This is a genomic window from Occultella aeris, from assembly GCF_902703175.1.
GTDB classification, from domain to species: Bacteria; Actinomycetota; Actinomycetes; order Actinomycetales; family Beutenbergiaceae; genus Occultella; species Occultella aeris.
The window spans coordinates 18463-33176 of record NZ_CACRYJ010000035.1 but is presented as its reverse complement, the minus strand read 5'-3'; the positions used below and the strand labels follow the sequence as shown (position 1 = coordinate 33176).

Below are 14714 nucleotides of genomic sequence, written 5' to 3'. Positions count from 1 at the left end.
CTCAGGCCGAAAGGGTCTCCGGGACGGTACACAACGGCCACTCCACGGTGATCGCACCCTGCAGACCCCGCCCGGCGCGGTCGGCGTTGAAGTCCTCGGCCCAGGACCGGTGCTGCTCGGTCTGCCAGCGTTGCAGCTCCGGGAGGGTGCGGGTCGCCAGCTCGGGGTGGCGCCGGGCCTGCTCCGCGAGCACGTCCAGGGTGGCGGCCACGTCGACGTCGGCGGTGTGCAGTTCGCCCTGCTCCTGGACGCCGTAGTGCCCGCAGAGGTCGACGAGCTTGCGTTTGCCGAGACGATGCCGCTCGAGCCCGCGGTCCAGCACGAGCGGGTCGAGGACCGGGGCGAGCGGACTGCCCAGGCGCTCTCCGATCGTCGCCATGCCGTGCCGTTCGAGCTCCCGCTCGATGATGGTCAGGTCGAACGAAGCGTTGAAGGCCACCACAGGCACCCCGTGTCGGAACGCGGCGACGAGCTCGGCCGAGATCTGCGCCAGCGCCGCCGCGGGAGCCATGCCGTGAGCGTGCGCGTACGCCGTGGAGATCCCATGGATCGCCGCCGCCTCCTCGGGAATCTCCACCCCTGGATCGATGAGCCACGTGCGCTGCTCGGTGCCACACGGTCCGCGACCGACCAGCGCGGCGCTGACGATCCGGTCCTTGAAGGGGTTTACGCCGGTGGTCTCGGTGTCGAAGCCGAGGAACGGCCCGTCGATCCACGTGCGCTCGCGCATGGTGGGCGCTGGGTCCGTCGGCTTCGTGGTCATCGATGTGCTCCTCGCGATCTGATGACGAGACTGCCACGGCCCGCCGACATCGTCGACGAGGCTCGCACGAGAGACTCTGGAGTGCCCGGGTGGCCTCGCGTCCGGCGGAGGGCAGCCGTCCGGAACGAGTAGCCTGCTGGGTGTGAGCAACGAGATCGAGATCGGCCGAGGCAAGCGGGGACGCCGTGCCTATTCCTTCGACGACATCGCGGTGGTGCCGTCCCGGCGCACCCGTGACCCGGAGGAGGTCTCGGTCTCCTGGCAGATCGACGCCTATCAGGTCGAGCTCCCGGTGCTCGCGGCGCCGATGGACTCCGTCATGAGCCCGGCGACGGCGATCGGGCTCGGGCAACTCGGCGGGGTCGGAGTGCTCGACCTGGAGGGCCTGTGGACCAGGTATGAGGACCCGGAGCCGTTGCTCGCCGAGATCGCGGAACTGCCTGTGGACGGAGCGACCGGGCGGATGCAGGAGTTGTACTCGGCGCCGATCATCCCCGAGCTGATCACCGGCCGGCTCAAGGAGATCCGTGCGGCGGGAGTCACCGTCGCCGGCGCGCTCTCCCCGCAGCGCACCCAGGAGCACTGGCGCACGGTCGTCGACGCCGGCGTCGACCTGTTCGTGATCCGGGGCACCACCGTCTCTGCCGAACACGTCTCCGGCAACGCGGAGCCACTGAACCTCAAGCGATTCATCTACGAGCTGGACGTGCCCGTCGTCGTCGGCGGCGCATCGACCTACACGGCCGCGCTGCACCTGATGCGCACCGGTGCCGCAGGCGTGCTCGTCGGCTTCGGGGGCGGAGCCGCGCACACCACCCGGCAGACCCTCGGCATCCACGCGCCGATGGCCAGTGCGGTCGCGGACGTCGCCGCTGCCCGTCGGGACTATCTCGACGAGTCCGGCGGTCGGTACGTGCACGTGATCGCCGACGGTGGGGTGGGCCGCAGCGGCGACCTCGTCAAGGCGATCGGCTGCGGCGCCGACGCCGTGATGCTCGGGGCGGCATTGGCACGGGCGAGCGAGGCGCCCGGCCGCGGCTGGCACTGGGGTCCCGAGGCCCACCACCCGCACCTGCCTCGTGGCGAGCGGGTCCGGGTCGGCACCGTCGGGACCCTGGAGGAGATCCTGCTCGGACCCGGCACCAGGGCAGACGGCACCCTGAACCTGTTCGGCGCGCTCCGCCGGGCGATGGCGACCACGGGCTACTCCGACCTCAAGGAGTTCCAGCGTGTCGAGGTCGTCGTCTCCCCGTACAGCCCACGCTGACCCCGGTGAGCGCGTCGGAGCCGTCGGCAGACGCTGCGCAGCCGGAGGTCCGGGAGGCGCTCGACGCGGACTACGCGCGCATCATCGAACTGTGGCGCTCGTGTGGGCTGACCCGGCCGTGGAACGATCCGGGGACGGATCTGGCCCAGGCGCGGGCGGGTGGGACGTCGACCGTGCTGGTGCTCGAGACGCCCGACGGCGTGGCCGGCACGGTCATGGTCGGGCTCGACGGGCACCGGGGCTGGGTCTACTACCTGGCCGTCGACCCGGCACAGCGAGCGCTTGGCCACGGCCGCCGCCTGATGGTCGCCGCGGAGGCGTGGCTGCTCGGCGAGGGGGCGCGGAAGGTGCAGCTGATGGTCCGGGAGGGCAACGACGTCAACGGGTTCTACGAGGCCCTCGGCTACGCCGATCAGAGCACCCGGGTGCTCGGACGTTGGCTCGAGGAACCGGCGGACCGACCACAGGACTGACGCCCGACCGCTCGGCCGGCGCTGCGCCGTCGGGCGGGCGTCAGCCGACCAGGGCCACAGTGAGCGCGACGACGGCGAGCAGCGGGGCGACGCCCTGCACGGCCGCGGCGCGGGCCATGGCCCGGTTGCGGGTGACCAGGACGACGGCGGCCAGCGCCATCGAGCCCGCGCCGGCGTAGACCAGGGCGGCGCCGGGGCCGGTGACGCCGAGGGCGAGCAGCCCGATGCCGGTCGCGCTCATCACGGCGAGGAAGAGGTTGTAGAAGCCCTGGTTGTAGGCGAGGTCCGCGGACGAGGCGGCCTGCTCGGGTGTGGTTGCGAACGTGGCGCGTCCACGCGGGGTGTTCCATGCGAACGACTCGAGCACGAAGATGTAGACGTGGACCAGGGCGGCCAGCCCGGCGAGTACCTGCGCGAGCACCAGCATGAGGATCCCGTCCCTGCCTTCCGGCGCCGATCGCCGATACAGCGTAGCCTCGCAGGCGCGCCGTGGTGACCCGCGCCGACACGCGGTGCGATCAGGTGCGAACCCGCCAGCTCGCCACCGCTGCGGCTGCCGCGCCGAGTGCCTCGTCGAGCGGCTCGACCTGCGGGTACCAGGTGCGTTCCCACTCAAGGGAGACCGGGCCGTGGTAGCCACCCTCAGCCAGCAACTCGAGGACCTCGTCCATGGGGACGACGCCCGTCCCCTGCAGGACGGGCGTGGTGTCGGCGGCACTGACGGTGTCCTTGATCTGGACGTAGCCGCGGCCGTCGCGCAGGTGGGGGAGCAGCGCGGCCGCGGTGTCGGCCGGGTGTTCGCCGACGCGCCACGGGTGCAGCGCGTCCCAGATGACGCCGACCCGGTGGTCCGGGTCCGCGGCGCCGAGGAGATCGAGCGCCCTGGCGAGGTCGACGCCACGCGGGTGGGAGTCGTGTGTCTCGAGCAACGGCCGAACACCGAGGTCGGTCGCGACCGGGAGCGCTGCCGCCAGCCGTCGAACGATCCTGGCGTCGGCTGTGGCGGTGTCCTCGAGCAGCCGCGGCAACTCGTCCTTGCCGGCCGGGTGGGCCGGGGCGCCCGGGAACACCCGGAGGAAGCCGGACCCGAGATCCGCGGCCAGGTGCAGATGGGCGATGAGGGCGGCGACCACAGACTCGTCGTCGGTGTCTGCACCCGCGCGGATGCCGCTTGCCACCGCGAGGACCTCGATGCCGGCGGCCTCCAGTTCCGCACGGATCCGGGTCCGCTCGGCCGTGGTCAGACCGATGTGGACCAGAGCGTCCGGGGCCGCGCGCAGCTCGACCACGTCGACGTCGTGGCGGGTGAGCACGTCGATCACGGCCGCGAGATCGTCACCCGGGGCGCCGAGCGTGGACGCACCGAGGCGCCAGGGCCGACCGCTCACGCCATCACCCCCATCGCCTCGGACGTGACCTCTTCCTCGGCGGGCAGGCCCTCCGTGTACAGCGCCAGCTCGGTGAGTGCGCGGCGACTCATCATCCGGGTCTCGGCCCCCAGCGATCCGGCGATGTGGGGCGTGATCATCACGTTCGGGAGGTCGTAGAGGATGGACCCAGCCGGCAACGGCTCGGGATCGGTCACATCGAGGATCGCGTCGAGCCGTCCCGAGGCGCACTCCGCCTCGAGCGCAGTGGTGTCGACCAGGGAGCCTCGTGAGGTGTTGATCAGGGTGGCGCCGTCGCGCATCAGGGCGAGCTGGGGGGCCGCGAGCATGTGGTGCGTGCTCGGCAACTGTGGGGCGTGCACGCTCACGACGTCCGAACTGGTCAGCAGTTCCTCCAGCTCAACGCGTCGCGCCCCGGCCGCCGCGATCCGATCCGCGTCGACGAACGGGTCATAGACGAGCGTCTGGACCTGCAGGCTGAGCAGCCGCTGCGCCACTCGCGCACCGATACGGGAGAACCCGATCAAGCCGATCGTGCGGTCGACGTTGCCGAGTTGGGCGCGACTGCGGTGCTTGTAGGCCCAGTCCTCGCGGTGGCTGCGGGCGGCCTGCGCAAGGAACGGGGCCTTCTTGCCGGCGAACACGATCGCCGCGAAGGTGAACTGCGCGACGGGCTCCGCGTTCTCCTCGGCAGCCGTCGTCACACGGATCCCACGAGCCCAGAGTTCGTCGGAGACGAGGGATCGCACCGTGCCGGCGCAGTGGAAGACCGCCTGCAGGTGCGGCGCGGCGGCCAGGCGATCGCGGTCCAGCCGCGGGCAGCCCCACGACGTGATCAGCACCTCGGCGTCGGCGAGGCGGGCCCGTGCTGCGGGCGAGTCGAGTTCCGACACGGGAGTCGGGTCCGGACCGAGGTCGGCCAGCGTGCGCAGGCGCTCGAGCTCGGCGGGGCCGAACTGCTCCGGGAAGACCCGGTCCTGCATCACGAGCAGGGCCTTGGGCCGGTGGCGCGGTGACATGGTTCCTCGTATCCCATCGTCGGGTGAGTGAGCGCATCCCATCATCGGGAGGTGTGCGTGGGCCTGGCTCGATTAGATCAAGTACGATCATGAACGTTACATGACGATCCGCATGGTAGCGGACTGATCACCGGCTCGTGCGGTGGCACGGATCTGCCACCGCTCGTGGGACTGGAGTACCGAAGATGGACGACGAGTCAGCGGGCGGTCCGCGCGCCCTTCTGCCCGAAGATCGGCGGGAGCGACTCCTGGCGGTGCTCCAGGACGGTGCGACGCATCGAATCGACGCGCTCGCCGCGACGCTCGGCGTCACCGCCGTGACGGTGCGCCGCGACGTGGGGCTGCTCGCGCACGAGGGCCACGCGCACCGGGTCCGCGGCGGGGTGCGGCAGGTGCGGGTCGCGGCGGACGCCCGCCTGGGGCCGGCCCGACAGACGGGCCGGGGCCTCGTGCTCGGCATGGTGGTGCCGACCCTGCGTCACAACTACTGGCCGGAGATTGCCAGGGGCGCGACGGCCGCGGCCGATGAGCGCGGTGCGACCATCGCGCTACGGGGCTCGACCTACGAGCCGGCCGAATACCGCAAGGACGTCGAGGGTCTGCTCGAGAGCACCCACGTGGACGGACTGATCCTGGCTCCGGACCCGCGGGTTGCCGAGCCGGATCTGGGGGGGTGGCTGGCGTCGCTCGGGGTGCCGGTGACGCTGGCGGAACGGCAGCTCGAGGTCGGGCCACACTCCCAGCCGATCGAGGCTGTCTCGACCGACCATGAACTCGGTGCGGTGCTGGCCATGCGCTATCTGCACGCCCGCGGGCACCGGAGGGTCGCGCTCATGGTCTCCGACTCGGTCACCGCGGGCCAGCTGCGGCGGGGCTGGCGTGCGGCCTGCGAAGAACTCGGGCTGCCGATCGACGGCACGCCCGACGCCACGATCAGGGTGTACTCCGACCCCGGCTGGCGGGCGGCTCTGGACGAGTTCATCGAGCGGATGCGGGCCGGCGCCGCCACCGCGGTCCTCGTGCACCCGGACGACGACGCCCTCGAGCTCGTCGGCCGCTGCGCCGAAGTGGGCGTCCGGGTGCCCGACGACCTCTCCGTGATCAGCTACAACGATGAGGTGGCGAACCTCGCCTCGCCCGCGATCACCGCCATGAGCCCACCGAAGGCGATGATCGGGCGGTACGCCGTGGAACTGATGCTCTCCAGGCTCGCGCCCGGCGGATCCGACCTGCCCGTCCGCCGAGTCATCCTCACTCCGGCGCTGAACGAGCGTGCCTCGACGGCGCGGGTCTGACCCTCGCGGTGCCGTCCTGCCGTGGCGGTGAACGCAGCGGCCGCTTCGGCACGGGTCGCACCGATGTGATGTAGCATGCTCAGCACTGAACATGCGTGAGCAGAGATGTTCAGTAATGAGCAGACTGAGGCAACAAACGGCAACAAGGCGGGTCCGCGCCCACGGCGTGGCTAGCGTCACGACTGAAGCCCACCCGCGTCCATCGTCGGACTCGGACCCCACAAGTACACAGACCTCCGCACACGTGAGATCCGCAGCTCCCCGGCGGCACGTCGGCACGACAGGTGCCAGCGGTTCACCACTCACAGGGGTTGGGTCAGAGCGCCCACCCCAGATCCGAAAGGACAAAGCAATGACGCTTCGCAGACGAGACTTCCTGGCCGCATCCGGTGTGTCCATCTCCGCGCTCGCCCTCGCGGCCTGCTCCGGCGGCGGCAGCGGTGGTGGCGGCAACGGCGGTGGTGGCGGCGGCGAGATCTCGATCCTCACGCCCGAGTTCGCGGGCACCACGGGCAAGGCGGCGTTCGAGGGCGGCATCCTCGACGGCTTCTTCGAGGGCAGTGAATTCACCTACAAGGTCGACTACACGGACTGGACGAAGCTGAACGAGAAGCTGTCCACCTCGGTGGCCGGTGGCCTGGTCGCCGACATGATCATGCCCGGGGCCGGCTGGGTGGAGCCGTTCGCCCACAAGGGCGTCCTGACCGAACTGCCGGAGTCTCTGCTGGACGGGCTCCCGGTCAACGAGAACCTGCTCGCCCAGTGCCGTTACGAGGGCACGTTGCACGCACTGCCGTTCTTCGTCGACGGTCGCATCTGCATCTACAACCGGGAGATGTTCGACGCGGCGGGCATCGCCGACATCCCCACCAACCTGGACGATCTGCGCGAGGCGCTCAAGGAGGTCACGCCGGACGGAGGCGTGGGCATCGACCTGTTCTCCTCGAACATCCGCCAGACCTGGAGCCACCTCCTCGGCTGCTTCGGCGGGCGGCTGTTCAACGACGACGGCACCGAGGTGACCTTCACCGACGGCACCGGGGTCGCGGCGCTGCAGTACATGCTCGACCTCGTCGCCGACGGCACCGCGAACTTCGACATCAAGGGCGCCGAGGGACAGCCCCGTCCCTGGCAGCAGGGCCAGGCGGCCGTCGATCTGCTCAACTCGAGCCTGTGGCCGTCGTTCACGGAGCAGAGCCCGGACATGGTGACCGAGGACGCGATGGGCATGTTCCTGCTGCCCTCCGCGGAGGCCGGCGGCGACCCGGTGATGTGGACCGGTGGCACCCTGTTGACCATGTCTGCCCGCAGCGCGAACCCGGAGAAGGTCCAGGAGCTCATGAGCTACATGCTCGAAGCCGGGCCGCTGCTGACCGCGGTCACCGAGAGTGGCAAGGTGCCTGCCCGGACCGACATCGAGGACCCGGTCGTGACCGACAACCTCATGGCGCAGTACACGATCGACAACTTCGACTACGCCACGGCGTTCGAGGGCGGCAGCCCTGCCTGGATGGAGATCCGTGGCCTGGTCGCTCCCGAGCTCGAGGCGGCCGTCACCGGACAGAAGACGGCGCAGCAGGCCATCGACGCCCTCGCGGCGGCCTCCCAGGACGCGCTCTCGCGCGTCTGAGCCGGATAGCTCGTCAGGAACAGTCGATGAGTACAAACACGGTCGACAGGCAGACCCTGTCCACGACCCGGCGACGTCGAACGCCCACGTTGACCCAGCGGCAGGGGCGTTGGGGTTTGCTGTTCGCCGCCCCGGCGACGGTTCAGATCGCTCTGTGGACGGGCCTGCCTGTCCTTGTGTCGATCATTCTGAGCTTCACGAACTACGACATGCTGAACCCGCCGGAGTTCCTCGGGTTCGACAACTATGTGACCCTCGCGAACGACCCGGTGTTCTGGAAGGCGCTGGGCAACAACTTCATCATGGCGATCGTCGGGATCCCGATCTCGATCCTGATCTCGCTGGCGTTGGCCGTGATGCTGAACCAGGGCCTTCGGGGAAACTCGATCTTCCGGACCGCCGTGTTCCTGCCGCACGTCACGGCGACCGTCGCGATCGCGATGATCTGGTTGTGGATCTACTCGCCGGGCGGGAACGGCTTGTTCAACATCGTGCTCGGCTTCTTCGGGGTGCCGAACCAGGCGTTCCTGGCCAGTCCGTCGCAGGCATTGCCGTCGGTCATCCTTGTGACGATCTGGCAGGGCATCGGCCTGAAGATGATGATCTATCTGGCATCGTTGCAGGGGATCGACCAGCAGTTGTACGAGGCCGCCGACATCGACGGTGCGTCGGCCGTGCAGAAGTTCTTCCGGATCACGATACCGATGCTCAAGCCGGTGACGTTCTTCATCCTGGTGACGTCCATCGTCGGGAACTTCCAGACGTTCGACCTGATCTACAACCTGACGAACGGTGGTCCGGCGAACTCGACGACGGTCATCACGTATCAGATCTATCAGACGGCGTTCCAGCAGTTCCGGATGGGTCTGGCGACAGCTCAGTCCGTGGTGCTGTTGATTGTGCTGGTCGTCCTGACGATCTTCTCGCGACGTATCACGGGTGGTAAAGATGACTGACACCGTATTCCCCGGGACCCTCGATGCGTCGGCGGGCACCGAACAGGGCGCCGCCGAGCGCAAGGCTGCGGCTCGAACTGCGAAGCAGGCCAACAAGCGTTCGGCGAGCACGAAGCGACGGATCTCGCGGGTGGCATTGACCGTCCTGCTGATCGTGGTGTCGTTCGTGATGGCGCTGCCATTCGTCTGGATGTTCCTGACGTCGGTGCGATCCTCGCCGGAGATCTTCTCGTCGGATATGCCGATGTGGCCCGCGGAATGGCACTGGGAGAACTTCACGGTGGCGCTGGAGCGTGCCCCGTTCGGGATCTATGCGCGCAACAGCTTCATCATCGCCGTGGTGCACACGATCTCGAACCTGGTGTTCGGGTCGATGGCGGGCTACGCGCTGGCCAAGATCCGGTTCAAGGGGTCGTCGGTGATCTTCGGATTCATCCTGGCCTCGATGATGATCCCGTTCTACGCGATCGTCATCCCTGAGTTCCTGATGATCCGGTTCGTGCCGTTCGCCGGCGGCAACGACCTCTTCGGGCAGGGCGGCACCGGCTGGTACGACACCTGGTGGGCGCTGTTGATCCCGGGGTTGGTCTCGCCGTTCAACATCTTCCTGTTCCGGCAGTTCTTCATCTCCACGCCGACCGAGCTGATGGAGGCGGCACGCATCGATGGCGCCTCCGAGGCGCGCACGTTCGTGCAGATCATGGCACCGCTGATCCGGCCCGGGATGCTCACGGTGGCGCTGCTGGCGTTCGAGGCCGGGTGGAACAACTTCCTCTGGCCGTTGTTGGTGACCTCCAGCACGAACCTACGCACGATCCAGCTCGGGCTTTCGGTGTTCCGGCAGGAGGCGGGCACGGAGTTCAACCTGCTGATGGCGGGCACCACGATGGCCGCCGTCCCGATGATCGTCATGTTCTTCTTCTTCCAGAAGCAGTTCGTGAACGGATTCGTCGGATCCGGGCTCAAGTAGAGGGCGTCGGCGATGGATCTGAACAGGTTCCTACGGGTCCCGGCGGCGCTGATCGCGGCTAACTGGGCAGGGCTGTTGGGGGTGGTGAGCGTGGCCGCGGTCATCCCCGCGTTCGCAGGGAACGCCCGCGTGATGGCGGATCTGGACGAACACGGCGACGTCTCCGGGCGTGTCGTGTTCGCTCAGATCCGCCGCACGACGGGCCGTGACCTGCCCGTCTCACTGGCCTGGTGGGCCTACGTCATCCTCGGTGCCGCGACGACCTGGCTCATGGTCACGGCGTTCGAGGGCGGTACCCGGGTCTTCTTCGTCGGCGTGCTCGTCCCGGTCTACTGGATGGTGGGTGCCCTGATCGGCGCCTACATCCGGGCCGCTGCCACCGTCAGCCTCGACACCGACCGCGCCGCCGTCATCACCGAGGCCGGACGCCTGGTGTTCACCGCGCCGATCCGCACCCTCCTGACGGTCCCGGTCGTGCTCGCCATGACCCCGGTCTGGGCGCTGCCACCGATCACGATCGCGTGCGGACTCAGCCTCCCCGCCTGGGCACTCAGCAAGATCTGGGGACCGACCACCACCGCGGCCGAGCGCCGCGCGGAGGTCGACGCCAACCACGACCCGGACAACTGGAACCTCTCACCGGCCTGACGTGCAGGAGGGCGCTGTCCCAGCTCAGTGCGGTGAGTCGAGCCGCTCGAGCCAGGTGACGATGCCCTGCTGCAGGGTGTCCCCTGCGACGGCGGCGGCCGCCGAGTCCTCGGACGCCTTGCGCAGCTGTTCCTGTGCGTCCTGGATCTGACGCTCGGCGCGCTGGCGCTGCGACTGGGCCTCGGTGCTCGACCTCGCTGCCTCCTGCCGGTCCTGGAGAAGGACCGTGCCGGCACCGATGGCAGCGATCACGGCGAGGGCGATCCAGCCGGTGCTCTGCAGCCCGAGCAGGACCAACGCGATCGCGACCACGCCGAGCCCGATCCCGGTCGGCCGACGCCAGGCCGGCCGTGGCGGGGTCGTCATGACCTGCTTCTGCCAGGTCGAGGACGTCGGCCCGGTCGGCGTCACCGTGACCGTGACGCCGTGCCCGACGCGCACGTCGGCGCTCTCGGGAGGTGCCGTCCTGGTCTGACCCACGAGGCGGCGGGCGAGCTGCTCGACGGCGGGCGCGACCACCCGTAGCGCAACGCGCCGATGCTCGGGGTTCGGTGGGGCGTTCGGGTCGGCCCCGTCTCCGCCGAGCATCTGGAGCCTCCACTTCGGACCGCTCGGCTGCACATCGAGGTCGCCGAGAACCGTCTGACGGACCGAGCCGACGGTCGTGTGATCGGGTGTCGGCGGTAGGGCCGGGCCATCGGAGACCCCGATCGCTGCGAGCGCGCTGCGGATCTGGACCATTCTGCGCAGGATGGCCTCCTCCCCGGGCGCGCCCCTCGTGATCAGCAGGGCCAACTGGTCGGCCAGGGCATCGTCGGTGGACGCCGACTCGCCCGGTGCCTGCGTCGGCGGCGCGGTCACGATCGATTCGACCCAGCCGTGGAGCTGCTCGAGGGCGCGGCCCGCGTCGACGGCCGCCGGCCCGCTGTCGCGCCGAGCGCCGATGGCGATCTCTTCGATCCGACCCACGAGAGCTTCGTCGACCCGGACGACCTGTCGCAGAGCATCGACCAGGCCCGCGCAGGCCGGCACGCCGAACCGTCCGGATGCCACCGCACGCCAGATCAGGAGCTCGTCGTCGGTCACCTGATCGGTCGACGGATACATGCTGGGAAGCAGCGGGTACGCACGCTCGGGTCGGCCGGTCATGGCCGCAAGACAGACGATGGTCTGGTCCGTCTGGAAGGTGTCCCGACGGCGGGCCTCAGCGAGCAGGCCCTCGGGGTCGCCCGCGCCGGGATCGAGCTCTGCGGCGAGCGCCCGGCTGGCCGGATGGAGCCAGTATCCAGGCACATCCGGCGGCGGGTCCCCGGGCACGCGGTCCGCGCCGCCGCTACGGAGAGCCGGGATCGTCGCGACGACCTCCCGAGCGAACCGCCGGGTCGCCGCGGCGTCCGCGTGCTCGGTCAACTGTTCACGGGTGTCCTCGAGGTCGACGACGGCCACCAGGGCGTTCTCCAACTGGTCCACGCGCGTCGCGAGATCTGTCGTCGTGCGCTGCATCTGACGCCGCATCGCGGACTGGGAGGCATGGTGCGCGACCTCCAGGTCATCGATGCGGCGCCGTTGCTGCAGGTCGTACCAGTCTCCGCCGCCGAGCCACCAGGCGAACAGGTCACCCATCAGTCGTCCCCTTCGTGTCCGGACCGTGACTGCCGATGATTGCAGACCCTGGCGGGCCCGGGGTTGCCCGGTGCGGGGAGTAGTCACCATCGGCGGTCGAGCACCGAGATACGCGACGACAACCGACGTCGAACGCACCGAGCGGATTCCGGGAACCCGAAAATGGAGCCCGTGGCCCGGACCGGACCGATGTGTTGGGGTCCGCCGGCCCGGTCCTCGGCTGAGATACTTGGACCGACCTCGAAATCGACCACGGAGCAGTGATGACGCAGGACGCGACCGAATACCGCATCGAGCACGACACGATGGGGGAGGTGCGGGTGCCCAAGGACGCCAAGTACCGCGCCCAGACCCAGCGTGCGGTGGAGAACTTCGCGATCTCCGGCACCGGGATCTCGCGTCACCACATCGCCGCGCTGGCCCAGATCAAGCGTGCGGCGGCGACGGCGAACGCCGAGCTCGGCGTCCTCGACCAGACGCGGGCGGATGCGATCCGATCTGCCGCGGACCGGGTCATCGCCGGGGAGTTCGACGCGCACTTCCCGATCGACGTGTTCCAGACCGGTTCGGGGACGTCGTCCAACATGAACGCCAACGAGGTGATCGCCACGCTCGCCACCGAGGCGGGCACCGAGGTGCACCCGAACGACCACGTGAACGCGTCGCAGTCCTCCAACGACGTGTTCCCAGCCTCGATCCACATCGCCGCCACCGAGGCCGTGATCACCGAACTCCTGCCCGGCCTGGAGGTCCTCGCAACCTCCCTCGAGGCGAAGGCGACCGAGTTCGCCGACGTCGTCAAGGCGGGCCGTACGCACCTGATGGACGCCACACCCGTGATGCTCGGCCAGGAGTTCGGCGGCTACGCCCAGCAGATCCGCAACGGGATCGCCCGGGTGACCTCCGCCCTGCCCAGGCTGGCCGAACTGCCCCTCGGAGGAACCGCCGTCGGCACGGGCATCAACACGCCGGCGGGCTTTCCGCAGCGCGTGATCGCCCTGGTCGCCGAGAACACCGGGCTGCCGCTGACCGAGGCGCCGAACCACTTCGAGGCGCAGAGCGCGCAGGACTCCCTGGTGGAGACCTCCGGCCAGCTGCGCACGATCGCGGTCTCGCTCGTGAAGATCTGCAACGACCTGCGGTGGATGGGTTCCGGCCCGCGCGCCGGCATCGGCGAGATCGCACTGCCCGACCTACAGCCCGGGTCCTCGATCATGCCGGGCAAGGTGAACCCGGTGATCCCGGAGGCAACCTTGATGGTCGCCGCCCAGGTGATCGGCAACGACGCGGCCATCGCGTTCGCCGGTGCCAGTGGCACCTTCGAGTTGAACGTGATGCTGCCGGTGCTGGCCAGGAACCTGCTCGAGTCGATCAACCTGCTCGCGAATGCCTCCCGCGCCCTGGCCACGAAGTGCGTTGACGGGATCACGGCGAACGTCGAGCGGGCCCGCGAGCTGGCCGAGTCCTCGCCATCGATCGTGACCCCGCTGAACCGGATCATCGGATACGAGGCGGCGGCGAAGATCGCCAAGCACTCGGTGGCCCAGGGCCTCACGATCCGCCAGGCCGTGGAGGACCTCGGCTACGTGGAGCGCGGCGAGGTGACCCCGGAGCAACTCGACGCGGCGCTGGACGTCGCCTCGATGACCCACCCGTAACCCGAACAGCGAGCGGCCCCGGACGAGTGATCGTCCGGGGCCGCTCGCCCGTTCCGGGCCGGCTGGAGCTCAGAAGAGGTCGGCGAAACCGAGGTCGACGAGGTTGTCGTAGGAGGTCTTCAAGGCGTCGAAGACGTCCCGGCCGTACAACTGGTCCTGCTCCACGAACATGTACTTCACGCCGTTGGCGACCGACTGCTCAACGATCGCCCTGAAGTCGAGGGTGCCTTCGCCCACCTCGGCGAACTGCACGACCTCACTGAAGGCCTTCATGAACGCGCTCCGGTCCCCGTCGGCAAGCGCCTTGAACGCCTCCGGTGCGATCGCGCCGATGCGGTAGTCCTTGAGATGCACCAGGTCCGCGCGGTCCGCATACTTGCGCAGCGTGCGGACCGGGTCGTTGCCGCCGCGTTGGACCCAGTGCACGTCGAGCTCGAGCCGCATGTTCGGGGCGGTCTCGTTGATGATGTCCAGCAGGCTCCGGCCGTCGAACTTCATGAACTCGATGTGGTGGTTGTGGTAGTAGAGGCTGATGCCGTGCTCGGCCAGCCTGAGCGCCTGCTCATCGGAGCGGCGGCAGAAGTCGAGCACCTGATCCAACGACTCCAGCAGGGCCAACGGCAGCATCCCGATGCGCAGGTTGGTCGCGCCGAGGACCTTGGCGTCGGCGACGATCTTGTCGAACTCCGAGGTGAGGGCGTCCGCGGAGCCCTCCGGTCCGGCGTCGAGCGCCGTGGAGAGGGCGCCGAACTCGATACCCAGTTCCGCGCGGGCACGGGCCATCTCGGCCACGTTCGCCTCGTCCATCGGGATCTGGGACACCTCGACGGCGTGGTAGCCGATGTCAGCGATACGCGCGAGCGTGTCATACGCGCCGAGCTCACTGACCTTGCCCTTGAGCATCATCGCCTGGACGCCGATCTTGGCCATCTGTCCGCACTCTCCTTCATCGTGATCGTGTGCGCTGAGGTGCACCGAACTGGAACAGGGTCGGACGCCTTCGGCCGTCCCCTGCTGGTGAGGC

At 69.2% G+C, this 14714-nt stretch carries 14 protein-coding genes; 8 read left to right on the top strand and 6 right to left on the bottom strand.

Going from position 1 to position 14714, the window contains the following annotated elements:
• Position 1: 1 nt before the first annotated feature.
• Entirely contained in the window at positions 2-763 is a 762-nt protein-coding gene (locus tag HALOF300_RS13010; protein WP_156741365.1) for an exonuclease domain-containing protein, read from the bottom strand.
• 142 nt (positions 764-905) lie between these two features.
• On the opposite strand from HALOF300_RS13010, the gene HALOF300_RS13005 reads away from it, so the two are divergent.
• Both HALOF300_RS13005 and HALOF300_RS13000 read left to right on the top strand, forming a co-directional pair.
• Entirely contained in the window at positions 906-2030 is a 1125-nt protein-coding gene (locus HALOF300_RS13005; protein ID WP_154792971.1) for a GuaB3 family IMP dehydrogenase-related protein, read from the top strand.
• Positions 2031-2035: 5 nt separating this feature from the next.
• On the top strand, positions 2036-2503 hold the full coding sequence (locus tag HALOF300_RS13000) for a GNAT family acetyltransferase (protein ID WP_156741364.1): 468 nt from the start codon (positions 2036-2038) through the stop codon (positions 2501-2503).
• A gap of 40 nt (positions 2504-2543) precedes the next feature.
• Here HALOF300_RS13000 and HALOF300_RS12995 read toward each other — a convergent pair whose 3' ends face one another.
• From HALOF300_RS12995 to HALOF300_RS12985, 3 genes are all read right to left on the bottom strand, one after another.
• Entirely contained in the window at positions 2544-2930 is a 387-nt protein-coding gene (locus tag HALOF300_RS12995; protein WP_156741363.1) for a DUF1304 domain-containing protein, read from the bottom strand.
• A 91-nt stretch (positions 2931-3021) separates the two neighbouring features.
• A complete protein-coding gene (locus tag HALOF300_RS12990; RefSeq protein WP_156741362.1) occupies positions 3022-3891 on the bottom strand; it encodes a sugar phosphate isomerase/epimerase family protein in 870 nt (289 codons plus the stop codon).
• The gene (locus HALOF300_RS12985; protein WP_156741361.1) at positions 3888-4910 is read right to left on the bottom strand and encodes a hydroxyacid dehydrogenase; all 1023 of its coding nucleotides are present in this window, start codon (positions 4908-4910) and stop codon (positions 3888-3890) included. The genes HALOF300_RS12990 and HALOF300_RS12985 overlap by 4 nt, the downstream gene beginning before the upstream one ends.
• 185 nt (positions 4911-5095) lie before the next feature.
• Between HALOF300_RS12985 and HALOF300_RS12980 the strand changes: the two genes are divergently transcribed.
• The 5 genes from HALOF300_RS12980 (at position 5096) to HALOF300_RS12960 (ending at position 10409) form a co-directional block, all read left to right on the top strand.
• A complete protein-coding gene (locus HALOF300_RS12980; protein ID WP_156741360.1) occupies positions 5096-6205 on the top strand; it encodes a substrate-binding domain-containing protein in 1110 nt (369 codons plus the stop codon).
• A gap of 352 nt (positions 6206-6557) precedes the next feature.
• Entirely contained in the window at positions 6558-7835 is a 1278-nt protein-coding gene (locus tag HALOF300_RS12975) for an extracellular solute-binding protein (RefSeq protein ID WP_197522529.1), read from the top strand.
• A 26-nt stretch (positions 7836-7861) separates the two neighbouring features.
• On the top strand, positions 7862-8791 hold the full coding sequence (locus HALOF300_RS12970) for a carbohydrate ABC transporter permease (RefSeq protein WP_156741358.1): 930 nt from the start codon (positions 7862-7864) through the stop codon (positions 8789-8791).
• A complete protein-coding gene (locus HALOF300_RS12965) occupies positions 8784-9761 on the top strand; it encodes a carbohydrate ABC transporter permease (RefSeq protein ID WP_156741357.1) in 978 nt (325 codons plus the stop codon). Before HALOF300_RS12970 ends, HALOF300_RS12965 begins: the two co-directional genes overlap by 8 nt.
• A 12-nt stretch (positions 9762-9773) precedes the next feature.
• Positions 9774-10409 carry a hypothetical protein gene (locus tag HALOF300_RS12960; RefSeq protein ID WP_156741356.1) on the top strand — a complete coding sequence of 212 codons (636 nt, stop codon included), beginning with the start codon at positions 9774-9776 and terminating at the stop codon, positions 10407-10409.
• A gap of 24 nt (positions 10410-10433) precedes the next feature.
• Here the strand turns inward: HALOF300_RS12960 and HALOF300_RS12955 are convergent, their stop codons facing one another.
• Complete coding sequence (locus tag HALOF300_RS12955; protein ID WP_156741355.1) at positions 10434-12032, bottom strand: hypothetical protein; 1599 nt, start codon at positions 12030-12032, stop codon at positions 10434-10436.
• A 263-nt stretch (positions 12033-12295) separates the two neighbouring features.
• On the opposite strand from HALOF300_RS12955, the gene HALOF300_RS12950 reads away from it, so the two are divergent.
• Positions 12296-13690: a class II fumarate hydratase gene (locus HALOF300_RS12950; RefSeq protein WP_156741354.1), complete on the top strand. Its 1395-nt coding sequence runs from the start codon at positions 12296-12298 to the stop codon at positions 13688-13690.
• A 69-nt stretch (positions 13691-13759) separates the two neighbouring features.
• Here the strand turns inward: HALOF300_RS12950 and HALOF300_RS12945 are convergent, their stop codons facing one another.
• On the bottom strand, positions 13760-14620 hold the full coding sequence (locus HALOF300_RS12945; RefSeq protein ID WP_231955327.1) for a sugar phosphate isomerase/epimerase family protein: 861 nt from the start codon (positions 14618-14620) through the stop codon (positions 13760-13762).
• Positions 14621-14714: the final 94 nt, after the last annotated feature.

Bases quoted from the DNA above. Each gene is read 5' to 3' on its own strand.
- HALOF300_RS12955 (WP_156741355.1), bottom strand. From the start codon at position 12,032: ATGGGTGACCTGTTCGCCTGGTGGCTCGGCGGCGGAGACTGGTACGAC.
- HALOF300_RS12960 (WP_156741356.1), top strand. From the start codon at position 9,774: ATGGATCTGAACAGGTTCCTACGGGTCCCGGCGGCGCTGATCGCGGCT.
- HALOF300_RS12945 (WP_231955327.1), bottom strand. From the start codon at position 14,620: ATGGCCAAGATCGGCGTCCAGGCGATGATGCTCAAGGGCAAGGTCAGT.
- HALOF300_RS12995 (WP_156741363.1), bottom strand. From the start codon at position 2,930: ATGCTGGTGCTCGCGCAGGTACTCGCCGGGCTGGCCGCCCTGGTCCAC.
- HALOF300_RS12970 (WP_156741358.1), top strand. From the start codon at position 7,862: ATGAGTACAAACACGGTCGACAGGCAGACCCTGTCCACGACCCGGCGA.
- HALOF300_RS12975 (WP_197522529.1), top strand. From the start codon at position 6,558: ATGACGCTTCGCAGACGAGACTTCCTGGCCGCATCCGGTGTGTCCATC.
- HALOF300_RS12950 (WP_156741354.1), top strand. From the start codon at position 12,296: ATGACGCAGGACGCGACCGAATACCGCATCGAGCACGACACGATGGGG.
- HALOF300_RS12985 (WP_156741361.1), bottom strand. From the start codon at position 4,910: ATGTCACCGCGCCACCGGCCCAAGGCCCTGCTCGTGATGCAGGACCGG.
- HALOF300_RS12965 (WP_156741357.1), top strand. From the start codon at position 8,784: ATGACTGACACCGTATTCCCCGGGACCCTCGATGCGTCGGCGGGCACC.
- HALOF300_RS12980 (WP_156741360.1), top strand. From the start codon at position 5,096: ATGGACGACGAGTCAGCGGGCGGTCCGCGCGCCCTTCTGCCCGAAGAT.
- HALOF300_RS13010 (WP_156741365.1), bottom strand. From the start codon at position 763: ATGACCACGAAGCCGACGGACCCAGCGCCCACCATGCGCGAGCGCACG.